Genomic DNA, 23437 nt, shown 5'->3' on the forward strand with positions numbered 1-23437 from the left:
CATGCAACGATGACGATACATCATCATTTCTATAAATAGAAAAGCAAGGTTATTCTTGAGCAAATATAATTTATTTTTTTATTAATCCTACTTTTTTTTTACTTTTTTTATTTTTTTATTTTAATCATAAAAAAACTAATTTTGCCCTAAAAAATTTTGCCTACTTTTAATTATAAAAATACCGCTATCAGCTACACCCTATCAGGAAGGGGGCCTGCTATTGTTTTGCTTCATGGTTTTCTTGAAAATCAATCGATTTGGCATTTTCATGCTGTCAATTTGTCTTTTCTACATACAGTAATTACCGTAGATTTACTTGGACATGGACAATCCGAATGTCTTGGATACATTCATACAATGGAAGAAAATGCTGCTATGGTTATCGAATTATTGAAACATTTAGAAATTGAAAAAGCTCATTTTGTAGGCCACTCTATGGGAGGTTATGTCGTTTTAGCTATTGCAGATTTGATGCCACAATGGGTAAAAAGTTTGGTTTTACTCAACTCTACCGCCTTGCCCGACAGCGAGGAACGCCAACAAAACAGAAACCGAGCCATACAATTAATCAAAAAAGATTGTCCAACGTATATAAGTATGTGTATTCATAATTTATTTAGCGAAAAAACACGTTCTCATTTTACGGCAGCCATAGAACAACTCAAAGTAGAAGCACTGCAAACGCCTGTTCAGGGCATTATAAAGGGATGAAAATTCGGAAGGACAGGGTTTTTATATTAAAAGAAAAAAATTACAAAAAATTGATAATACTAGGTCAAAACGATAGTGTTTTACCTATCGAGGAACAAAAAAAATCCCTCAAAAACACTTTTACAAAAATGGTTGTTCTGGAGGGAGGACATGTCAGTTTTATTGAAAACAAATTGGAATTGTTAGACGCATTGGTTTTGTTTTTCAAAAAACCTTAAATAGGCTCTTTGAAAGGCAAGTCCTGATTAAAAATTTCTTGCAATAATAGTACTATTTCTTCTATAAAACAAGCCATTATATCTGAGTCTATCACCGTATTAATCTCTTTTTCTTCTTTAAATGCAAATGGTAAAAAACCCGATTTCATATTTTTGAAAGAAATAATTCCGGCTTCCATTTGATTGTCAATAATTTGATTTTCAAACAAATAAGCATAAATCAAAATTTGAATAATTTTATCATTTTTTATATTTGTTGTCAATCCTTCCCATGATTTTAAGGTAACATTTGTTTTTTCGACTTTTCCAGTTTTATAATCTATAATTCGAACAACCTGATTACGTATTTCTATTCGATCAACCTTACCTTTCAACAAAATTGGAAAAGGAAGCAATGGGTGTTCTAAAATGCGTTTGTGTTCGGTTTCTAATGCCATAATTTTTATTGCATCGCCTTTTTTGATAGAGGCTAACTCTAGGTTCAAAAAATTCAGTACATTTCTTTTAGCCACTTCAAATGCCAATAAGTTACGGCCATGTTTAATGTCGCCTTCTTTATACACTTTTTGAAATTGTTTCAACACTTCGGCATCCATTCGATTTATAGCCTGTAAGATGTCACTTTCCGACAAAAACTTGTTCAAAAATGGTGTGTATAATACCTCTAAAGTATCGTGAATTATCGTACCCAAAGTGTTCAAAGCAATGTTTTCCTCTACCTCCTCGACTTCTTTGATTCGTAAAATGGTTTGGTAATAAAAATCTAATGGGTTTCGGATATAACTTGTTAATGTTGTAGGCGAAATACCGGCAATAGCCATTTCTTTTAACCTTTCCATAACCAAATTCGATTTTGGTATTTCAATAGATTTGGTAGTTGTATGTGGCAAAATAGGACTATATATGTCTTGTATAAGTTGGTGGTTGGGTAGTTTTTCTACCTCTAATTGTGTAATAAAACGGCTTTTTTCGCCTGCATCTATGCCATCACTTTCTGTATTATATAGCAAGTATATGTTTTTGGCTCGTTGTAATAAATGATAAAAATGATAGGTATAAATGGCATCTTTTTCTTTATATGTTGGCAGTTCCAACTCTCTTTTAACATCATAAGGAATAAAAGAATTCATGGATTTTCCTGCAGGAAATTTTCCTTCATTCATAGACGTTACAATAACCGTATCAAAATCCAACACCCTACTTTCTAAAACGCCCATGATTTGCAAGCCACTAAGTGGCTCTCCTTCAAAAGATACCTCTGCTAGGTCTATTACTTGTTTATAAATAGCGTTTAACGTTTCTATATGGTCTATTTCGGTGTGTTTGGTATAGTAATTTATCAATTTGATGATGGTTTTGTGGATAGCAAACAAAAAAGTTTTGGTTATTTTATCTGCCTCTATGTCGTCGCTCAAATTATTTTTAATTACCACCAACAAATCAGCAATAGATTCTAAAACGGGAATTGAACCATTCTCCCATTTTTGAAACAACAATAAAAACAAGTCGGTGTGTTTTTTATTCAGTTGATACAAATTTTTATGTGGAATAAAAGTATAATTATTTTTATTGATTAATCGTACCAAATCAGCCGTTTCAGCATAAGTTGCTACCATCGGATGGGTGAGTATTTCTAATACGTCTTTGTAATACAATACGTAGTTTTTAGAATCTCTATGTATAGCATTGGTGTGCATTTTAAATAACTTGGCAATCAATAGTTGTGCAGGATTGTTTTTGCTAGAAAATCCCATTGTAATATTCAAAGCTCCAACGCTTTTGGGCAAAGCATATAGCATCGGAATCAAAAGGTTTTCGTCGCCCAAAACGATGGCAACTTTATCTAAATTTTGCTTTTTTTCATGAATAATTTTTTCAATAATACTGCCCGCAATTTTGGCCTGACCAATTGTTTTTGGGGTTCCAATAACCTGAATGTTTTTGTGTTTTGAAAAATCATCAACAATCCATTCGAAAGGGTGGGATTGGTAGTAAGTCCATTTTTGCTTGAATCTTCTGATAAAAAGGCCAGCATCATGATAAGGGTCATTTAAAAATGATTGGTCTGCATCCCACAAAATTGTAGCTTTTTGTTCTTGCAACAAATACTGAATAATTTTTTCTTCGGCAGCATTTAAGGCATTAAATCCCGCAAAAACAAAACATTGGTTTGGTGTTTGTGTATTGAAATGGGCTAAATTCAAAACGGCTTCTCTATAGATGAGCCCTTGATATCCCACTTTGTTATGCAACAAATGTTTGTATAACGATTGATAATAAAGAGGCAATAGTTTCCAAAAATCGATATATCTTTCTAACAAACTGGTTTTGTTTTCAACTTCAAGTCCCCATTTTTTAATGTCTTCTATATCTTTCAAATACGTCAAAACATAATTTGGGTCTAGCAAATACCGGTCTATTTCATTAAAATCTTGCAAGAGTGTTTTGGCCCAATTGGCAAAAATTTCAAATGATTTTTGTTGGCTTACTTCGGTAATAGATAAATATACACTATAAAATTCAAACAACAATTCTATGGGGTCGATGGTTCGAATTCCAGAAATGTTTTGAATAAAATCTTCAATACTAATGATTTCGGGGGCAAATATGTTTTGTGTTACTTTGTGTTTCAATGCTTCTATTAAAAAAACTTTGGCACGCTTGTTGGGCAAAACTATCGTTGTGTTTATGAGTTTGTCCGAATAATTTTGAATGATAAAAGTAGCTAATTTATCTAAAAAAGTAAGGTCTTCCACGAATGTAAAATTTAACGATATAAATATAAAAAAAACGCTCCGAATAATCGGAGCGTTTTAAGAAAAATATTTTAAGAAAATTAGTTTACTAATTTTACTTCAACTCTTCTGTTGTTAGCTTTACCAGCTTTAGTTTTGTTAGAATCAATTGGTTTTGCTTCACCATATCCAACAGATGACAATCTGCTAGCTTCAATTCCGTTTTGAGTCAAATAAGTTACAACAGCTGCAGCTCTATTTTGAGATAATTTCAAGTTAGCAGCATCTTTACCGTCGCTATCTGTATGTCCTTCGATGCTGAATTTAGCAGTAGGATATTCTTTTAAGATAGCCGTAATAGATTGTAATACAGGCATTGTTTGAGCTTGGAAAGAAGATTTTCCAGTGTTAAACAAGATTGTTTTAGCATAGTCGTTTAATTTTTTCATAACTTCACCATCAACTACAGCTACTGGACAACCATTATTGCTAGCTGGCCCTTTTACAGTAGGACATTTGTCATCTTTGTCTAAAACTGAATCTCCGTCAGTATCTGGCCAAGGACAACCTGCGTTATCTTTAGGTCCTTTTACAGTAGGGCATTTGTCAGCTTTGTCAGCAATTCCGTCTCCGTCTGCATCTGGACATCCTTTTAACATTTTAGAACCAGCAACTTCTGGACAATCGTCATCTTTATCAGCAACTCCGTCACCGTCTGTATCAGGACAACCGTTGAAAGCAGCTAAACCAGCAACTTCTGGACAAGCATCATCTTTGTCAATGATTTTATCTCCGTCTGTATCAGGACATCCGTTAAATTCTTTTGTACCTGCAACTTCTGGACAAGCATCATCTTTGTCATAGATACCATCACCGTCTGTATCTTTACCACCAAATTTGAAAGTAAGACCAGCAAAGTGTTGCATGTGAACAGGCAAGTTGTCTGAAGCACCTCTTGTTGCTTTGTCATCAAAAGAATGTTTGTATGTAGATTGTAATGACAAACCTACTACATCTGTAAACCAAATTGTCAAACCAACACCTCCATTTACAGTTCCTCCTCTTGCATCATCTCCCCACCAAGTATAACCTCCACCAATGTGTGCACTTGGTTCAAAAGTTTTGGATTTGATCAAGCTCATAAAGCTATATTTTACAACTCCATCAACACCATAGTAACTCAAATCACCAGGATTTGATACCAAATATGGTCCTGAACCTACTCTTGGATTTACGAATCTAGAAATTTTATTTACAGATCCTGTTACTCCAAATGAAAAGTTATCACCAACATATTTAGAAACGTTCAAATAAGAAACAGATGGTAAAATGTTCCAGTTGTCTTTTGCGTTAAAAAATTGTGATATTTTTTCTTTTTTCCCAGTTGCAGCACTTACTCTAGTGTCTACTGCATTTGCCCCAAAGCTAATTGCCCAAGGATTGTTGCTATCTTGTGCTTGAGAAGTTACTCCCACAAACATTGCAGCAGCAACAAATAATTTGTTAAAATGTTTCATACTTAATTTTGTTAGATTACAATATTTATTGTGCAAAAGTAATACTAATATTTTAAATACAAAATTTATTGTCTTAAAAATACAAAAAATAAGCTGAACTGCTGATTTTTAATGGGCTGCAACAAAAAAACACCTTCTTTTTTAGGCCCAATTCATCGTTATTTTAGACCTTATTACATGACTATTTTGTATAAATTGATCCCTTTTTGAACCTTTTTACATTTGATTAACTAAATTTGTCGTCAATAATTAGTATGTAATAACATTATTTATGAAAACCTTAGCCGAACAAATTCAAACAATTCAAACATTGCATCAAGCGGGACAAACGATTGAGGCCGCATTGTATTTATTAGATGAATACGACCTTTATCATTATAACTTCAAAGGTTTTGAACTTAGAGAACCTGCTAAACCCGACTTTATATTAATGACTACCGAAGGTACTTTTGGCGAACCTCAAATTATTCGAATTCCCGAAAACACGTTTGAATTCCCTTTTGAACTGATGCTCAATTTATTAGCTCACGAAATGGTTCATGTTGTGCAAAAATCTGATGAACTTTGGATTGAAGATAAAAACGAACGAGAATGGCAAGCTTATTATGAAATGATTTTCCTTCAATTATATCCTAAAGTCCCCAATGTTTCTGTTTTTCATCAAAAATTTTTTGCCGAAAAAGCTTTTTTATATTATAACAGAATGGGCGAAAACACCCCTTTGCAACTCAAATATTTGAGCCAAAAACAACAACTTGAAGCATATATCCAAAAGTTGTAAATCATAATTTTATCCTATTTTTATGTTAAATTTCCTATTTATTTTATTATTGCAACTATCTTTGTTATTATAACTTTAAAATAAAATATAATGAAAAAATTCATGTACTTTGGACTATTTTTAATGTCATCAGGATTCATTTTTGCTCAAAGCCCACTCGAAAAAGGTGGTTTGCAAATAAATGCTGGTTTTGGAACCTCTAGCTGGGGTACTCCCGTATATGCAGGGCTGGATTATGGATTAATGGAAAATATCACCATTGGTGGCGAGGTATCTTATCGATCTAAAACCGATAATGGATTCAAATACAGCGCTTTAGGAATTATTGCTAATGGTAATTACCATTTTAACGAATTACTTCAAATTCCAAGTCAATGGGATTTGTATGGCGGTGCTAACCTAGGTTATTATAATTGGACTTCAAACATTACCAATTCTAATTACAATTCTGGTTTGGAGTTGGGTTTGCAAGTTGGCGGTAGGTATTTCTTTAACGACAAGTTTGGTGTCAATTTAGAACTTGGCGGTGGCGGCGTTTCAGGTGGGAAAATAGGTGTTACCTATAAACTTTAAAAGTCATACTTCATTAGAATAAAGAATCAATCTTAGTTGCTTATTTTTTAAAATATAAATACTATATTTTTTTAATTTATTTGTAAATTTTATCAGTATAATAATTTTTTAAGCAAGGCAAATGAATGAATTTGCCTTGCTTTTTTTACCCATGCACTTCCACTAATTGCGCTGCTGCTTTTGCTTTTTCAACCAGTTCGGTAAATGAGGTTTCTAGGGTGTCGTTAACCAAGGCTACTCCCATGCGGCGATACGGTCTTGAAGTAGGTTTTCCAAAAATCCTGAAATCGGTTTTGGGTAATGCCGCAATTTTTTCTATTCCTGTAAATGTTGGATTTTCCGAATGTTTTGAGGCTAAAATTACGGCACTGGCTCCAGCTTTTTCTAAAGTAATTTCGGCAATAGGCAAACTCAAGATGGCCCGAAGATGCAATTCAAATTCGTTAAAATTTTGTGTTCCTGCAAGCGTAACCATACCTGTGTCGTGTGGTCGTGGCGATAGTTCAGAGAAATAAACACCATCGGCTGCCAAGAAAAACTCCACGCCAAAAAGTCCAGCACCACCAAGGGCTTGGGTTACTTTTTGTGCCATTTCTTGGGCTTCTTGCAAGTCTTTTTTAGATACTAAAGCGGGTTGCCAACTTTCTTGATAATCGCCTCGTTCTTGTCTGTGACCGATGGGCGCACAAAACAAGGTAGGCAAATTATTTTGGGTTACGGTAAGCAAGGTAATTTCAGAAAGAAAGGGTACAAACGCCTCCACAATGACTTCTACCACATCGCCACGAGAGCCTTCTACGGCATAATCCCAAGCTTTTTGAATGTCGTCTTCGGTCTTGATGGTGGATTGCCCTTTGCCTGATGAAGACATGAGCGGTTTTACCACACAAGGCATCCCAATTTCCGCAACGGCTTGACGCAAGGTTTCGCCACTGGTGGCATAGCGGTAATTAGCGGTTTTTAGTCCCAATTCTTTGGCAGCCAAATCCCGAATGGCTTTGCGGTTCATGGTAAAGTTGGCGGCTTTGGCAGATGGAACTACTGTAATGCCTTGTTTTTCGTACTCATAAAAACGCTCGGTGCGAATAGCTTCTATCTCGGGAACGATAAAATCGGGTTGGTGCTTGGCAACAATGCGGTCGAGTGCCTCGCCATCAAGCATGTTGATGACTTCAAAATCATGGGCTACTTGCATGGCGGGAGCGTTGGCATAACTGTCCACCGCAATGACGGTTTGCCCAATGCGTTGGGCTGCAATTACAAATTCTTTTCCTAGTTCGCCAGAGCCTAATAGTAGTATTTTCATGGTTTTATGTTTTATTTGTGTTTTTTATGCCACAGATGCACAGATTTTTATTTTCCTTTGCGTGGTTTTTTTTGCCACAGATGCACAGATTTTATTTCATTTGCGTGGTTTTTTTTGCCACAGATGCACAGATTTTTATTTTTCTTTTTTCTTTTTTCTTTTTTCTTTTCTCTTAAATCTTACGAAAAACGTCTTTCAAAACGGGGGCTGCGTTAGGGATGGTAGCGGCATCCTTTTGTTTTTTTTCTTTAAAAAAACAAAAGATAAAGCCGAAAGCCCGACCCTTGGGGAACGCCCAAATTAATCTTCTGAAAATAATTCTTTTTGAATTAAAGTCTTATTCTCTCTAACCTCTAACTTTAATCTTCCTCTTCAATTTCAAACTCAGCGTCTTTTTCCCAGATTTCCATTTCGCAGGGTTTGCAGTTGAATTTGAGTTTGTATTCGAGTTCGCCTTGCTTCAAAACCAAAGGTTCTTTGACTTTTTTGTCGCGGTGCTCGGGATGGTATTTTGGACAACGCTCGAGTTCGTATTTGATGCAATATTTGGTGGTCATTACTCTCGATTTGCCTGGATCCCATTGGAGTTCAAAGGCTTTTTCGATTTCGGTAACGCCGTGACGTTCGTAGAATTTGCGTGCCATTTTATTGGCAACATTGTAGGTGAAATCCAATTGATCTACAGGAAAAGGATGGTCGGTTTTGACGATTTGGTGCTCTTCACGTTTGTAATTTTTTAAACGAATTTCAGTTAATTGTTCGTAAACGCTGCGACGCATTTCGTTGATTTTTGAAATGGGTAAAAACCAATTTTCTGAAAACTGAATCGTGATTTCGTCTGCCGTGTAAGGCGTAAAACCCGTTTTTGCCAACTGCGTTTTGATGTTGTCTTCTATGGACAAATTATTTTTGGTGGGTTCTTTGGCGTGTTCCAAATGGACTTGGCTCACAAAACCATCTTCGTCGGTGGCGGTGAGTTCAAAACCCGTTTCTTTTTCGGTTAAAACCAACGTGGTACTGATTTTTCGAACGGCACTGTCTTCACGTTCTACAATTTTGATGAAAGCCGCGTCGTTGTTGCGGTAAATGAACGTTCCGTCTTTGATTTCTTTTAAAACATTTGGGTAAATGATGCCATTTTCGGCTCGGTTGACATAAATCCCGTCTGCTTCGTTGTTTTCGTTGATAAAGCACAATCCATCGCCGTTGTTGAGCAAATGACCGTTCTCTATTTCATACGAATTGCCAACGGTTTTTATCAGTTTTCCAATGTATTGCCCTTTGGATTTTGGACTTTCCCAAGAGCCGATGCTTTGATGTCTTTCGTTGACGAAATAATCCGTATAACCTCGATTAAACGTGCGGTTCAATTCGGAATCGAAAGTGAAGGTGCATTTTCCTGAGGAAGCTTTGGTATAATTGGGGTTTTGTTCTAAAAAAGCATCCACTTTTTTGCGAAGAAACGACACATTATTTTTAACATAGACCATGTCTTTCAATCGACCTTCGATTTTGAACGAAACGATTCCGGCTTCAATCAAGTTCGGGATTTGGTCGGTTACATCAAAATCTTTGATGGAAAGCAAGTGGCTGTTTTTGATTAACGTTTCGCCGTGACCGTCAATTAAATTGTAGGGCAAACGGCAGTTTTGGGCGCACGAACCACGGTTGGCAGAGCGTTCGCCATTGGCAACACTCATATAACAATTGCCGCTGAAGGACACACACAAAGCACCCGTAACGAAAAATTCGAGTTCGACATCGGTGGTTTCGCTGATTTCTTTGATTTGGTGCAGGTTTAATTCACGAGCCAAAACCACACGCTTGATGCCTGCATCGGCAAGGAATTTGATGTTTTTTGGGTCACGGTTATTGGCTTGGGTGCTGGCGTGCAGTACAATTGGCGGTAGCTCCATTTCCATAATTGCCATATCCTGAATAATCAAGGCATCGACGCCAATGTGGTACAATTCCCAAATCATTTGGCGACAGGTTTCGAGTTCGTTGTCGTACAAAATGGTGTTGATAACCACAAAAACTTGGGCGTGATACAAATGGGCGTAGTTGACCAAAGCCGCCACATCTTCCATTGAATTGTGTGCGTTGGAACGGGCTCCAAATTGTGGTGCTCCAATATACACCGCATCGGCACCACTATTGATGGCAGCCATACCGTGGAGCAAGTCTTTGGCAGGTGCTAATATTTCTATTTTCTTTTTCATTATAAGAGGTATTTCTTTTTAGGGAAATTAGTTTGCAAAGTTCTTATAAATAATTAAAGTTTTCTAATTTCAACATGATTTTTATATAAAAGGAGGTTTAATTTTTATTATTTGCACTATTTTGCGTTAGGGATAGCAGTGGAAATCCATTAGAAGACCCCAGCCCCCAAAAGGGGTGTTCTATATTTTCTGAATGTGGTAATCAAAAAAGATTATTTCACAATATGATATTTCTTTTGGAGTTCCATGAAAGTTGTTTGGAACAGATAGCCCGATTCTTGTGGGAACGCCCAAAACAGCCTCTGTGTAATTTGGGTTCCATTTACTTGTACTTTTTTAGCATTTAATCCAAGATAGGGAGGAAAAATACAAAATAAATGGTTGAAAATAATAATTTTTTAAAATAATTTTTGTTAATCATAACAAAAATTCTATTTTTGAAAAAAAAATAATTACTTATAAATAATTACTTTTGAAAAGGTATTTAAGAATCAAAAAAACAAAGATGAAAAACCAACTTAAATTTATTTTACTTATTTTTTCGGCTGTTGTTATGGGGCAAGAAAAGTCGAAAATAATATTTAGTAATGAAGTCGTTACCATTAAAAAAGACAAAGAATTGAGCATTGAAAAATATGTTGAAGAAGAGAGAAAAATAGGGCAAAGTAAAAATATAAAAGATTATTCGGTTTGGATTCCTTATGATAATTTTCGGGAAATTACAGACATCAAAGGTGCTACTTATGATAATGAAAGAAAGAAAAAAAGTAAACTCAATGGGTCATACGTGGGCAGTTTTGATGCGAAACAAGAGAATATTTTTCATAGCGATGCCAAAGTGAAGTATTTTGAGATGCCCAATGTAGAAGATGGCGACATTGTTGATTATTCGTATATTATCAAGCAAAAAAATCCTCGCTTATTGTCTGGATTTTATTTTCAGAATGAATTGAAAACCCAATCAGCCAAAATTGAAATAAAAGTGGGTGAGGGAATCAATATTGGTTATACCATTTATGGAAATGACAAAGAAAAAATTAGTTTTTCGCAAAGAAAAGAAGCGGATTTTGATGTTTATAGTTGGGAAATGAAAGATAGTCCTGCATTTGAAGAAGAAGCCGGGATGCCCAATTCGAGCTATCATGTGCCACATTTGATTTATTATATCAAAGATTATGAATTAGATGGCAAGAAAGAAACCCTTTTGGGTAGTACCGATTTGTTATACAAATGGTATTATTCGTTGGTAAAAGACATTAATAAAACCAATCAGAATGATTTGAAAACCAAAACATTAGAATTGATTAAAGGTCAAAAAACCGATACCGAAAAGGCAAAAGCCATATTCCAATGGGTTCAACAAAACGTTCATTATGTGGCATTTGAATATGGGATGGGTGGTTTTATACCACGGGATGCTGGCGAAACCTATCAAAAATTGTATGGTGATTGTAAGGATATGGCTAATTTATTGAACGAAATGCTGCATTATGCCAATTTGAATTCGAGTTTAACCTGGATTGGCACAAGAGACAAACCCTATACCTATTCGGAAGTGCCAACACCTGTTGTGGACAATCATATGATTGCCTCGGTAGTATTGGATGGCAAAAGGATTTATTTGGACGCAACAGACAAATTTTGTCCGTTTACGTATCCTAGCAGCATGATTCAGGGGAAAGAGGCCTTGATTGGTAAAAGCGAAACCGAGTTTATCGTAGAAAAAGTACCGTTAGTGCTACCAAAAAGCAATCAAATCCTGATCAAATCGCAACTACAAATGGAAGAGGACAACCTAACGGGCACGGTTGATGCAGACTTTATTGGGTACAAAAAAAGTGATTTGTTGCACACCCTTTCAGCATTAAATCAAAAAGAAGTTGAAGTTTGGAAAAATATGGTTGTAGCTACCAATCCTAAAATAAATTTGGATATCTTAGAAAACCAAAAAAATGAGTATTTAGAAAAACCCGCAAAAGCCAAATACACACTCAAACTCGAACATGCCTCAAAAAAAGTGGGCGACAAAATACTTTTGAAAGCCTTGTTGTTTCAACCACTTGCAGAAGCAACAATAGATATTGAAAATCGCAAGCAAAGTATTGAAAAAGAATACCTTTTTGAGCATGAATTTGATTATCAAATAAGCCTTCCAAAAGAGTATAAAATAGATTTTTTGCCCGAAAGCAGTAAAGAAGACAGCACGTTAGGAGGTTTTGAAATTAGTTATAAAGTAGTAAACAACAGTTTGCAAATCAAACAAAAAGTTTATACAAAAGGGCTTATGATAGCACCCAAAGATTTTGAAAATTGGAATAATTTTATCAAAAAACTAAACAAACAATACAATCAATCTATAATATTTATCAAATAACAACAACAAAATAAAAAAAATACTTTTGATATTACTCTTGATATGCTGTATCAAAATAGAAGCACAAGAAATAAAAAACTATACTTGGGACGAAAAGCCAACCTTTGAAACCATACCCGAAAAGTATAAAAACCAACCCGCAGTAGTGCTTTTTGACAAGCGATGGATTCATACCCGCATTGGCAATTACTCGTTTGCAAGTTTTGTGATGAACCATTTTGCTATAAAAATCAATAGTGCCACAGAAATTAACAAATACAACAAAGTAAAAGCCGAAGATAATGGCTACATTCGTGATTTACGTGATTTTCATGCCAGAGTAATCAAACCTAATGGTGACATTAAAATTATACCAAAAGAAAAAATTGTGGAAGCCGAAATCGAAAAGGTAAAATCGATTGTATTTGAAGGGGTTGAAGCAGGAGATGTTTTGGAATATTATTTTATTTTAAAAGAAAATCCTACCTCTTATGCACTAGATATTTATCAAAAAGAAATTCCTGTATTGTTTGCAGAATTTAAAGCCACCAATTCTGGGGCCGAATTTTTTACAGTAGCCTCACCAGAATTTGACAATTTGAGCAAACGAAATGATCTATTGTATCAGGCCAAAAATTTGGAACCTTATAAAGAAGAGAACAATGCCAAAAATTTTAAAAATATTGCAAAAATTATATACAATTTGAACTCTTCTGGAAGTGCTTCTTATCAATATTGGCCTAGTTTGATGAAATTACGATTTGCAAAACCTTCATTTGAATATTTCAAAAAAAATCAAGCCCGTGAATTTATTGAAAACTTAGAGCTTGATCGATTAACTACCGACGAGAAAATATTGAAATTGGACAAGCACATCAAAACCTATTTTGATTTTGTATGGAAAGGCGAAAAACCCAAAAAAATATCCGATTTGAACGATGGTAAACTCAAATTGAATGCCAACGAAATATTTGGACTTTATGGTTTTATTTTCAAAGAACTCGAAATTCCATATCAAATAGTTGTAGCCACAGACCGCTATGTTGCCGATATCAATCCAGACAGATTAGTATATCCTATTCCACACGAATTTATGTACTACATACCCGAAACTAAAAAATTTGTATCGCCTTACGAAAAATATTTATCATACGGCAATCCAATGTATGAAATTCAGGGTACATCGGCAATTGCTTACGATCCTCAAAATAAAAGAGAGCCAATATCCAGATTGTCAATCCCGGTTATGCCAGCAGATTATACCGTTATGGAATCGCAAATAGAGGTATCATTATCAAACGATTTGACAACAACAAATATAGAAAAAACCAGTTTAAACTCGGGCTATGTAGGTCAGTTAGAACGAAATTGGACCAAATATATCAAAGAAAATGAAGACGATAAAAAAATGACTGAGTACATCAAAGACCGCCTTTTTGATGGAATTGATGTCAAACTATTGGAGCATCACTTTGAAAATGGGGAATTCAAATACAATTACAACAACACCCCCTTTATTACTAAAACCAAAGCTACTTCCAAAGAATCGATAGTTGAAGATGCCGGTAATTTGACCATTGTAAACATTGGAAAAGTCATTGGAAAGCAAACCAATTTGTATCAAGAAAACGAACGCAAATATGATATTGATTTGTATTATGCCAAAACTTTTAAAACAACAATTGTATTCCAAATTCCAGATGGTTATGTGGTAGAATCTATGAACGATTTGATTCAAGATAAAAAATTTATAACTCCCAACAAAGAGGAATTGTCTTTCAAATCAAGCGCCAAAGTAGAAGGCAATAAATTGATAATTAGTTTATTAGAGATATATGGAGGCCATCATTTTCCAAAAGAAACTTATCCAGAATACCGCAAAATTATTAATGCTTCTGCCGATTTTGTAAAAGCAACCGTAGTGCTCAAAGCCAAAAAATAATACCTTCAAAAGGCTGTCCTAAAAGTATTGGACAGCCTTTTTTTTTGATTTTATAATCAACTTCACATTGTTTATTGATACCAAAACATGAGCAGATTTGGTATGACTACTTTAAAAATACTACCACTTGCGGCTACTTTTTTATTATAATACCAAATATACATATAAAATAGTCCAATCTACTAGTTCTTTTTTGCTAAAATTATTCAAAAAAAAATAGTTCCGTAGCCCAGCTATGCAACGATTTTTTTTGAAAATTTTTTCTAAAAAATAACTACGCATCTTTGGACTATTTTATAAATATATTTGGTATAGCAAAAAAATGCTTGAAAAATACCTCACCAAGAAAGTAATTTTTTTTGGCCCAACTTTTAACAGGTTTTTTTAATGAAAAGTGTTGTATTATGTAAAATTTGATTAATTTTGTAAAAAAATACATTTATTGGTGTTTTCCATTTTAAAAAAATAAAAATTTATATGCGATTCTCTATTATTATACCCATGTTATTGTTAATCAGTAACTTATTTGCTCAAAATCAGACCAAAAAAGACAGTATTGCAAAACAAGAACTCAAAGAAGTAGTCATTCAAAACAACAAAAAAAGCATAGAACAAAAGGCCGATAGAACCATTTTTAGTTTTTCGGATCAGGCACACCTCAACTCGGGGTCGCTGTTGGAGGGACTAAAAAAATTGCCAGGACTCATCGTTTCAGACGTGGCCGGTATGATGTATCAGGGCAAACAACTCGAAGTATATATGGACGGAAGACCAACCAATATGTATTCTAACGAGCTTACCTCCTATTTGGAAGGGATGCCCGCCAATGCTATCGAAAAAATTGAAATCATTACACAGCCTGGTGCCGAATTTCCAGCTACTTCGGGTGGTGCTATTATTAATATTATTACCTCAAAAAATGCTAAAAAATATGTAAGTGCCACATATTCAAATGGGTATTCCTTTAGCAAATATACCAAATCCCGACACCGATTTAACAACAGTATTTTGATTAATGCAAAAAATGATTGGTTTGGCTGGCAAGTACAATTAGGACAAAACTATAACGAAAGTTTTCAAAAAACGATATTCAAATCAACTGATTTGTTGTTGTCGGACAATTATTCCGACAAAAAAAACAAACTCTATTTTATCAAAACAGGATTAAAATTTGATATAAAAAATGATCGATTGTTGCTCAATTACGACATCAATACTCAAGCTAATCTTGCCGATATTGCTGCTTTTGGATACGGATTTACAGCAAACGACAATAGTAAAACCAATAAATTGAGAAACGAAGTATCGGTAGTTTATCAAAAAAGGTTTCAAAACACGGCTAAAAAGTTGGACTTTAGTTTGGATTTCAATCAAAACCAAATCGATTTTAATCTGCACCCTATCAACCAAAATGCAGCAACTTTGTCCAATAATTCAGTACAAAATTATTATCAATTTAAAATTGATTTTACAAATGAATGGCATTTTTTAGACAAAACCAAATGGAGTATTGGAACATTAGCAGAGCGAACGGATTTTGAAACCCGTAATTTTGATGTGGTTAATTTAGATTATACCCGAAAAACCTTTTCAATCTACAACGAGTTGCAATCTAGCTACAAATCATTTGATTTTATTTTTGGAACCCGATTAGAATCATACGAAATAACGGGTAAAACAGATACCTACACCCTCAATACCTTCAAGCGTGTACGGCTTTTTCCAAACGCTACCATACAGTATAATCTTATGAAAGATATTTTTATTAATGCCAATTATAACCAAAAAATTAGTTTGCCTAATACATCTGCCTTAAATCCGAACAATACAAATTATCAAAATCCAAACGTAAATTTTTATGGAAATCCTAATTTGGATCCCACTTTATTTGATAATTATGAAATAAAATTAAGTGCCATGGAGTATTTCAACATTGGCTACTCTTGGACCAATGCACAAAACCAAGTTATTAGCCGAATTGTTTCGTCTAACAACAGTGCTGCCAATGTGTCGCAAAATTTACCCAAAATGTCGATTCATCATTTCACCTTTGGATTTCCTGTGCCTTTTATGATTTTTACAAAAGGAATCAAAAAAATGTTAGAATATAATTTTAACCCCGACGAAATCAATTTTATTTACTTGTATCTCGAAAATCAAAAACATATTATCGAGGGGCTTGATTCAAAAGGGGTTACTTATTTTGGCTTTATGGCACAAATAATATTGCCTCAAAAAATAAAATTTACAACCAATTTCAACTCCTCAACTACAGGTGGAAATTATTATTATTATCAAATGAACAGGCCATTTTATAACCAAATGGATTTTACATTTTCAAAGAAATTTCTTTCAAATAATTTATCTGCTTCTATTGTTTTGAATGATGTTTTGAATACCAATAGACAAGATTTATCGGGCATTGGAACCCCTTTTACATATCAAAACAAATATGATTCAAGACGAATTGGTTTTTCTATCAATTATAAATTGCCTAGCAAAAATAAGTTAGCAAAAGAGGAAAATATTTTGACTAAAGAACAAAAAGAAGATAGGACATTAGTAAAATAGTCATTGTTTAATGTTCTTATACAAAAAAAACCAAGTTATTCTATTGAAAGACTTGGTTTTTTTATGTATGATAAATTTTAGAAATTATATTTTCATCAACCAATTTTTTATCGAAACGGTATCGTTAATGATGTTTTTCAATTCAGAAATGGCGACTCTATCCTGTTTCATAGAATCTCTATGTCTAATTGTAACCGTTTGATCTTCAATAGTTTGATGATCTACTGTGATGCAAAATGGAGTTCCTAGAGCATCTTGTCGTCTGTAACGTCTGCCCACAGCGTCTTTTTCGTCGTAAGCCACATGAAATTCCCATTTTAAATCGTCTATTATTTGACGGGCTAACTCGGGCAAACCATCTTTTTTTACCAAAGGCAAAACGGCTGCTTTTGTAGGAGCTAAAACTGCAGGAAGTTTTAACACGGTTCTTGTAGAGCCATCTTCGAGGGTTTCTTCTTTCAAAGAATTAGAAAATACGGCCAAGAACATTCTGTCCAACCCAACAGATGTTTCTACAACATAAGGAGTATAATTTTTATTTTCGTCGGTATCAAAATATTGCATTTTTTTGCCAGAAAACTGTTCATGTGCTTTCAAATCAAAATCTGTTCGAGAATGGATACCTTCTAGTTCTTTGAAACCAAAAGGAAAATTAAACTCAATATCAGCAGCAGCATTGGCATAATGAGCTAACTTTTCGTGATCGTGAAAACGGTAATTTTCTTTGCCCAATCCTAATGACAAATGCCAGTTCAAACGGGTATTTTTCCAATAGTCATACCATTTCATTTCATCGCCAGGTTTAACAAAAAATTGCATTTCCATTTGTTCAAACTCTCTCATTCTAAAGATAAATTGTCTGGCCACTATCTCATTTCTAAAGGCTTTACCTGTTTGGGCAATTCCAAAAGGAATTTTCATTCGCCCTGATTTTTGAACATTCAAAAAATTGACAAAAATACCTTGAGCGGTTTCTGGACGCAAATATAAATCCATGGCATTGTCTGCCGATGCACCCAATTTGGTACCAAACATCAAATTGAATTGTTTGACTTCAGTCCAATTGCGAGAGCCCGATTCAGGACAAGCAATTTCCAGCTCTTCAATCAAAGCTTTAACGTCTTCGAGGTTTTCTGTTTCGAGGGAACGGGCCATCCGAGCCAAAATTTCATTTTTTCGGGTCAAATAGTCTTTAACTCTTGTATTGGTAGTTATAAATTCCGTTCTATCGAAAGCATCGCCAAAACGAACTGCTGCCTTTTCTATTTCTTTTTCGGCTTTTTGGTTCAATTTTTCGGCATAATCTTCTATCAAAACATCGGCTCTATACCGTTTTTTTGAATCTTTGTTGTCTATCAAGGGGTCGTTAAAAGCGTCCACATGCCCCGATGCTTTCCAAGTAGTTGGGTGCATTAAAATGGCTGCATCTAGCCCAACTATGTTTTCGTGCATCTGAACCATGGATTTCCACCAATAGTCTCGAATGTTTTTTTTCAATTCTACACCGTTTTGAGCATAGTCATAAACGGCACTTAAACCATCATATATTTCGCTAGATGGGAATATAAACCCATATTCTTTTGCGTGCGAAACCACATTTTTAAATAAATCTTCTTGTTTTGCCATAATGTTGCAAAAATATAAAATCCATTTTAAAATTTATAAAAATGTTGTACGAATTATTTTTTTTTTTAATTTTATAACAAAAAAAGTGCTTTTTATGAGTTTTAGTCCCCTAAATTTGTTTTTTCCTAAAGTTTGCTCGGGTTGTTCGATGGCTTTATTGTCCTCAGAATTTGTTATTTGTACCAGTTGTAGGCATTTGATTCCTAGAACCAATCAAATTTATGAATTACAAAACGAAACTTTTCGTCGTTTTTATGGACAAATAGAGTTGGAATTTGCCTTTTCATTAATGTATTTTCACAAAAAAGGCCTTGTGCAACAGTTGATGCACCACCTCAAATATGAAGGGCATCAAGACATTGGGGAAGCTCTAGTGTCTTGTTTTGCCGAGCCATTACTTCATTTTCCAAAAATAAATGATGTAGATGAAATTATACCCGTTCCTATTCATCCTAAACGATTAAAATCTAGGGGTTACAACCAACTCACACGTTTTGGACAATCGCTTTCTAAATTGATCAACAAACCCTACAACCCTCATATACTGGAACGTAGTATTTATACTGAAACTCAAACTAAAAAAAAATTAATTTCAAGAATTTCCGAGCATAAAACAGTTTTTAACGTCCATTTTTCGGAGCATGACTCGGGAAAGCATTTTTTACTTATAGACGATGTGATTACTTCGGGGGCTACTTTGGAAGCTTGTTGCAAAGCCCTTTTGAAAATTCCAAATATTAAAATCAGTATTATTTGTTTGGCAATGGCCCATTCTTAACAAAAAATTAAAAAAACATTTTAAGTGATAAAAAATAACTATTATTTAAGTTTTTAATTTATAAAAATAAATAAATTTGCAAAATAATAAATATTATAAAATCATGAAAAAATCAATTATTTTTGGTCTATTTGCATTAAGTACTAGTGCAATTGGATTGGCACAAGACAAAATTGCAGGAGCAGACCAAGACGCTCACGGATGCAAAGCTTCGGCTGGATATACCTACTCTACATTAAAAAAAGAGTGTATTCGTAGTTTTGAACAAAAAATTCAATTAAAAGAAATTGCTTCAAAAGGACAATTTAATGCCGCAGTAGTTTTTAATGCTGATAAATCAAAAGCTGAAATCTTTTTGAAAGAGGAAAAACTAGGGGTGGTTTTGACACACGCTGGAAAAGTTTGGAAAAACGCTGTATATTCACTTATAGTAATTAAAGGCAAATATGAATTGACTAAAAACAAAAAAGCCGTTTACAAGTCGTAAATATTTGATACGTTAAAAAAAACCGCCATTTTGATTGGATTCAAAAGAGGCGGTTTTTTGTTTTCTTTATTTTTGGATACTTTTTACAATTCTAGAAATCAATTGATTGAAATCGAATTTTGGATTTTCTTGAAGTCCCATCCTAACAATGACCAAGTCATAAGAAGGAATTATGGCTACCATTTGCCCCTGAAAACCGCTACAATAATACATGTCTGAAGGCACATCTGGAAAACGTTTTCCGGCATTGAGCCAAAAATGAGCTCCATAATTTTGATTGGAATTGGCCGTTGGGGTAGCTACATATTTTGCCCAACTAGGGTCAAAAATTGTTTCGCCATTCCATTTACCTTGATGCAAATACAACAAACCTAGCTTGCTCCAGTCTCGGGTGGTGGCCCAGCCATAAGATGAACCAACGAATTGTCCAGACATATCTGTTTCAACAATCATAGAGTGCATCCCAATTTTATCTATCAATTCTTGGTACCAAAAATCCAAATAAGCTTGTTGAGTAGGGAATTGATTTCTCAGTATTTTTGACAATAAATTAGTGGTTCCTGATGAATAATTCCAATGGGTGTTGGGTTTGAAAATGGCTTTTTTTTCTAATTGTACTTGTCCCATATCCGAGGCTAAAAACAGCATTTTAGTGGCATCTGATATTTCGTTGTAATTTTCGTCCCACTCTAATCCAGAGTTCATGTGCAACAAATCATTTGTTGTAATGTTTTTTCGTTCATCGGTTTGCCATGCTGCAATGGGTGCAGGTTTTTTGATGTCGAATTTGCCTTGATGTTCCAAAATACCAAAATAAGTTGCAGTCAAACTTTTAGTCATCGACCAACCTAATATTTTGGATTGTTGATTGAAACCCTGTGTGTATTTTTCTGCAATCAAGTGGTCTTTATAAAGCACTAATACAGAGCGAGTTCGTTTGAATTTTTGACCTTCTAAATCAAAAGCTTCTGTTACGGCTTGTTCTAATTTTTGATAATCAATAGTCTCAAAAATACTATCTTTTGGTTTGCCATTACCATAAGGAAACGGAATGTTTGAGGCTAACCGCTGTCGTTTTGGAACATACACTTTTGCATCAGGATCGTAGGTATCGTTTATCAAAGTAGCCCCAAGCCCCTCTCTATAAATGGCTTTTCGTTCTTTTAGCCCAAAAACAGAGGCACTAGCCCATTTTTGAAGGTTGTTTATTTGATTTTTGGCTAATGAAATCAACGGAATATCATTGTCTGTGGTTTCAATAAGTTGTTGTGGCCTTTGATCTATAAAATGTGCAGATGCAATACTCTTAGCCGAAAATCCCGAGATTAAATCGAGTTTAGGATAGGTTGTATAACCAAAATAAACCAGAACTATTGCTATGATATAAGCTACATATTTTAATATTTTTTTCATTTGTTTGGATTTTTTATACGATGGATTAATCGATAACTCGATTGGTAAATGTATATTTTTTTTTGAAAAAGACAATGGCAGCTACATTTTTTTTTTGAAGTATTTGAAAATAATTTTTAATTTAGGCTTAAAACATGTATTTTTATCCAAATTTTTTTAAACGATGAATTGGAGTTATTGGGAACTAAAAAACTGGTTTACAAACCTAGATTTTACCATTGTGGGCAGTGGCATAGTGGGTTTACATGCTGCATTGCAACTAAGGGAACGTTTTCCTGAAAGCCACATATTGGTACTCGAAAAAGGGGCTTTGCCTCAGGGTGCTAGTACCAAAAATGCTGGTTTTGCATGTTTTGGAAGTCTTTCGGAAATTATTGACGATTTAAAAACCCACTCGGAAGAAGAAGTTTTAGATTTGATTCAAAAAAGATGGCATGGACTACAATTACTACGCAAAAATCTGGGCGATAAGGTATTGGATTTGAAACCTTATGGTGGCTATGAATTATTTTTAGCATCGGACGAGCAGCATTATTCTGAATGTGTGCAAAAATTGCCTTTGATCAACGACATGCTTAAATCGGTTTTCAAATCGGACGTTTTTTCTAAACAAATAGACCGTTTTGGATTTCAAAATATTCAAGAATCCCTTTTTTTCAATCCTTTTGAATCGCAAATCGATACGGGCAATATGATGCAGGCCTTGCTAAAAAAAGCTGTTGCAAATGATATTTTGATACTCAACCAACAAACGGTTTTAGATTATCATGACAATGGAAATCAAGTAGTTGTACAATTAGAAGGGTTTGATTTTTGTACAAAAAAATTACTTTTTGCTACAAATGGTTTTGCCAATAAACTAACAAACGGTGCCGTAAAACCCGCACGAGCCCAAGTACTGATTACCAAACCAATTCCAAATCTGGATATCAAAGGTACTTTTCATTTGGATAGAGGTTATTATTATTTTAGAAACATTGGCGATAGACTTCTTTTTGGCGGTGGGCGAAATTTAGATATTCAGGGCGAAACCACCACCGAATTTGGACAAACCGACATGATTCAAAACCAATTAGAACATTTGCTTCAAACCGTTATTTTGCCCAATTATTCGTATGAAATAGAACACCGTTGGAGTGGCATTATGGGTGTTGGTTCTGTAAAAAAACCCATCGTTGAGGCCCTTTCAAATAACGTTTATTGTGGTGTTAGGCTTGGAGGCATGGGGGTTGCTATTGGCAGTCAAATTGGAACAGATTTAGCAAATTTGATATAGAAAAAAAATGGACGACATTTATTTTATAAATTTGCAAATTAAAATAAGTGGACAATCTATTGTATAAAACATCCAAAAGCATAGGGTTTATTTTTGGAAAAATGATATAGAAACAAAGACTGGAGCTGTCAAAATGTTGATAATCAAGTTTTTAGTGCTTTATACTTATTCATGTAATAAGGCATTTATGATGACCTTTAAATTAGTAAAACAAAAAAATATTTTTAATTAAAAAATGAGATATGATTGATAGTTTTTTTTCAATATCAAAAAAAATAATAAAATGGTTTTTTATTCTTTCGATAGTTTCTGTAATTCTATTCAGATGGTTGCCTGTTCCATTTACACCCTTGATGATAACCCGACTGTTTGAACAAAAATTTGATGGCAAAGACCTCAAATGCAACCACGATTGGGAACCGTTAGAAAACATTTCGCCCAATTTGCAAAAAGCCGTTATAGCCAGCGAAGATGCCTCGTTTTTGACCCACAAAGGATTTGATTTTACGGCTATGAAGCTGGCTTTTAAAAACAACAATAAAGGTAAAAAAATAAAAGGCGGCAGCACCATTTCTCAACAAACTGCCAAAAATGTTTTCCTTTGGCAAGGTCGCAGTTATATTCGTAAAATTTTGGAAGCTTATTTTACGGTTTTGATTGAAGTTTTTTGGGGCAAAGATCGCATAATGGAAGTTTATTTGAACTCTATCGAAATGGGCGAAGGCGTTTATGGGGCTCAAGCCGCATCGCAATATTGGTACAAAAAAGATGCTTTAGACCTTAATGTCAATCAAGCAGCGGGTATTGCAGCCATTTTGCCCAATCCCCGAAAATACAAAGCTACCAACTCGTCTCGCTATATAGAAAATAGAAAAAACAGAATTGTCCGAACAATGAAACTTATGAAAAAAGTGAAATACCAATAATT

At 34.4% G+C, this 23437-nt stretch carries 17 protein-coding genes; 11 read left to right on the plus strand and 6 right to left on the minus strand.

Features of this window, described 5'->3' with window-relative positions:
* Positions 1 to 156 precede the first annotated feature (156 nt).
* Together FBFL15_RS14740 and FBFL15_RS17165 are read left to right on the plus strand one after the other, a co-directional pair.
* Entirely contained in the window at positions 157 to 711 is a 555-nt protein-coding gene (locus tag FBFL15_RS14740) for an alpha/beta fold hydrolase (RefSeq protein WP_338030111.1), read from the plus strand.
* Positions 708 to 929, plus strand: coding sequence for a hypothetical protein (locus FBFL15_RS17165; RefSeq protein ID WP_338030112.1), 222 nt, complete (start codon positions 708 to 710; stop codon positions 927 to 929). Before FBFL15_RS14740 ends, FBFL15_RS17165 begins: the two co-directional genes overlap by 4 nt.
* On the opposite strand, the gene FBFL15_RS14745 is transcribed toward FBFL15_RS17165, so the two are convergent.
* Positions 926 to 3685: a PD-(D/E)XK nuclease family protein gene (locus tag FBFL15_RS14745; protein WP_014085308.1), complete on the minus strand. Its 2760-nt coding sequence runs from the start codon at positions 3683 to 3685 to the stop codon at positions 926 to 928. The two genes, FBFL15_RS17165 and FBFL15_RS14745, sit on opposite strands and share 4 nt — an antisense overlap.
* A gap of 80 nt (positions 3686 to 3765) precedes the next feature.
* Positions 3766 to 5181 (minus strand): OmpA family protein, encoded by a 1416-nt coding sequence (locus FBFL15_RS14750; RefSeq protein WP_014085309.1) that lies wholly within the window; start codon positions 5179 to 5181, stop codon positions 3766 to 3768.
* Between the two features lie 271 nt (positions 5182 to 5452).
* Here FBFL15_RS14750 and FBFL15_RS14755 point away from each other — a divergent pair, with 271 nt between their 5' ends.
* The gene (locus tag FBFL15_RS14755) at positions 5453 to 5962 is read left to right on the plus strand and encodes a hypothetical protein (protein ID WP_014085310.1); all 510 of its coding nucleotides are present in this window, start codon (positions 5453 to 5455) and stop codon (positions 5960 to 5962) included.
* A 90-nt stretch (positions 5963 to 6052) separates the two neighbouring features.
* Positions 6053 to 6535: a porin family protein gene (locus FBFL15_RS14760; RefSeq protein WP_014085311.1), complete on the plus strand. Its 483-nt coding sequence runs from the start codon at positions 6053 to 6055 to the stop codon at positions 6533 to 6535.
* Positions 6536 to 6680: 145 nt separating this feature from the next.
* Here FBFL15_RS14760 and purT read toward each other — a convergent pair whose 3' ends face one another.
* Together purT and FBFL15_RS14775 are read right to left on the minus strand one after the other, a co-directional pair.
* The gene (gene purT, locus FBFL15_RS14765) at positions 6681 to 7856 is read right to left on the minus strand and encodes a formate-dependent phosphoribosylglycinamide formyltransferase (RefSeq protein ID WP_262493594.1); all 1176 of its coding nucleotides are present in this window, start codon (positions 7854 to 7856) and stop codon (positions 6681 to 6683) included.
* 344 nt (positions 7857 to 8200) lie between these two features.
* A complete protein-coding gene (locus FBFL15_RS14775) occupies positions 8201 to 10063 on the minus strand; it encodes a peptidase U32 family protein (RefSeq protein ID WP_014085313.1) in 1863 nt (620 codons plus the stop codon).
* Positions 10064 to 10568: 505 nt separating this feature from the next.
* Here FBFL15_RS14775 and FBFL15_RS14780 point away from each other — a divergent pair.
* The 3 genes from FBFL15_RS14780 to FBFL15_RS14790 all read left to right on the plus strand — a co-directional run bounded on the left by FBFL15_RS14780 (position 10569) and on the right by FBFL15_RS14790 (position 16929).
* Entirely contained in the window at positions 10569 to 12437 is a 1869-nt protein-coding gene (locus tag FBFL15_RS14780) for a DUF3857 domain-containing protein (protein ID WP_014085314.1), read from the plus strand.
* 25 nt (positions 12438 to 12462) lie between these two features.
* The gene (locus tag FBFL15_RS14785) at positions 12463 to 14358 is read left to right on the plus strand and encodes a DUF3857 domain-containing protein (protein ID WP_148267940.1); all 1896 of its coding nucleotides are present in this window, start codon (positions 12463 to 12465) and stop codon (positions 14356 to 14358) included.
* A 477-nt stretch (positions 14359 to 14835) separates the two neighbouring features.
* Positions 14836 to 16929 carry an outer membrane beta-barrel family protein gene (locus FBFL15_RS14790; protein ID WP_014085316.1) on the plus strand — a complete coding sequence of 698 codons (2094 nt, stop codon included), beginning with the start codon at positions 14836 to 14838 and terminating at the stop codon, positions 16927 to 16929.
* 84 nt (positions 16930 to 17013) lie between these two features.
* Here FBFL15_RS14790 and FBFL15_RS14795 read toward each other — a convergent pair whose 3' ends face one another.
* A complete protein-coding gene (locus FBFL15_RS14795) occupies positions 17014 to 18555 on the minus strand; it encodes a glycine--tRNA ligase (protein WP_014085317.1) in 1542 nt (513 codons plus the stop codon).
* Between the two features lie 94 nt (positions 18556 to 18649).
* Between FBFL15_RS14795 and FBFL15_RS14800 the strand changes: the two genes are divergently transcribed.
* Both FBFL15_RS14800 and FBFL15_RS14805 read left to right on the plus strand, forming a co-directional pair.
* On the plus strand, positions 18650 to 19333 hold the full coding sequence (locus FBFL15_RS14800) for a ComF family protein (RefSeq protein ID WP_014085318.1): 684 nt from the start codon (positions 18650 to 18652) through the stop codon (positions 19331 to 19333).
* A gap of 103 nt (positions 19334 to 19436) precedes the next feature.
* Positions 19437 to 19820 carry a hypothetical protein gene (locus tag FBFL15_RS14805; RefSeq protein WP_014085319.1) on the plus strand — a complete coding sequence of 128 codons (384 nt, stop codon included), beginning with the start codon at positions 19437 to 19439 and terminating at the stop codon, positions 19818 to 19820.
* Between the two features lie 66 nt (positions 19821 to 19886).
* Here the strand turns inward: FBFL15_RS14805 and FBFL15_RS14810 are convergent, their stop codons facing one another.
* Complete coding sequence (locus FBFL15_RS14810; RefSeq protein ID WP_014085320.1) at positions 19887 to 21233, minus strand: serine hydrolase domain-containing protein; 1347 nt, start codon at positions 21231 to 21233, stop codon at positions 19887 to 19889.
* A gap of 163 nt (positions 21234 to 21396) precedes the next feature.
* Between FBFL15_RS14810 and FBFL15_RS14815 the strand changes: the two genes are divergently transcribed.
* Together FBFL15_RS14815 and mtgA are read left to right on the plus strand one after the other, a co-directional pair.
* Positions 21397 to 22509 (plus strand): NAD(P)/FAD-dependent oxidoreductase, encoded by a 1113-nt coding sequence (locus tag FBFL15_RS14815; protein ID WP_014085321.1) that lies wholly within the window; start codon positions 21397 to 21399, stop codon positions 22507 to 22509.
* 242 nt (positions 22510 to 22751) lie between these two features.
* Positions 22752 to 23435 carry a monofunctional biosynthetic peptidoglycan transglycosylase gene (gene mtgA / locus FBFL15_RS14820; protein ID WP_014085322.1) on the plus strand — a complete coding sequence of 228 codons (684 nt, stop codon included), beginning with the start codon at positions 22752 to 22754 and terminating at the stop codon, positions 23433 to 23435.
* Positions 23436 to 23437 lie beyond the last annotated feature (2 nt).

This window comes from Flavobacterium branchiophilum FL-15 (assembly GCF_000253275.1).
Classification (GTDB): Bacteria; Bacteroidota; Bacteroidia; order Flavobacteriales; family Flavobacteriaceae; genus Flavobacterium; species Flavobacterium branchiophilum.

Coding starts and splice junctions, on each gene's coding strand:
- FBFL15_RS17165 (WP_338030112.1), top strand. CDS start 708: ATGAAAATTCGGAAGGACAGGGTTTTTATATTAAAAGAAAAAAATTAC.
- FBFL15_RS14750 (WP_014085309.1), bottom strand. CDS start 5,181: ATGAAACATTTTAACAAATTATTTGTTGCTGCTGCAATGTTTGTGGGA.
- FBFL15_RS14755 (WP_014085310.1), top strand. CDS start 5,453: ATGAAAACCTTAGCCGAACAAATTCAAACAATTCAAACATTGCATCAA.
- FBFL15_RS14760 (WP_014085311.1), top strand. CDS start 6,053: ATGAAAAAATTCATGTACTTTGGACTATTTTTAATGTCATCAGGATTC.
- FBFL15_RS14775 (WP_014085313.1), bottom strand. CDS start 10,063: ATGAAAAAGAAAATAGAAATATTAGCACCTGCCAAAGACTTGCTCCAC.
- FBFL15_RS14780 (WP_014085314.1), top strand. CDS start 10,569: ATGAAAAACCAACTTAAATTTATTTTACTTATTTTTTCGGCTGTTGTT.
- FBFL15_RS14790 (WP_014085316.1), top strand. CDS start 14,836: ATGCGATTCTCTATTATTATACCCATGTTATTGTTAATCAGTAACTTA.
- FBFL15_RS14795 (WP_014085317.1), bottom strand. CDS start 18,555: ATGGCAAAACAAGAAGATTTATTTAAAAATGTGGTTTCGCACGCAAAA.
- FBFL15_RS14800 (WP_014085318.1), top strand. CDS start 18,650: ATGAGTTTTAGTCCCCTAAATTTGTTTTTTCCTAAAGTTTGCTCGGGT.
- FBFL15_RS14805 (WP_014085319.1), top strand. CDS start 19,437: ATGAAAAAATCAATTATTTTTGGTCTATTTGCATTAAGTACTAGTGCA.
- FBFL15_RS14810 (WP_014085320.1), bottom strand. CDS start 21,233: ATGAAAAAAATATTAAAATATGTAGCTTATATCATAGCAATAGTTCTG.
- FBFL15_RS14815 (WP_014085321.1), top strand. CDS start 21,397: ATGAATTGGAGTTATTGGGAACTAAAAAACTGGTTTACAAACCTAGAT.
- mtgA (WP_014085322.1), top strand. CDS start 22,752: ATGATTGATAGTTTTTTTTCAATATCAAAAAAAATAATAAAATGGTTT.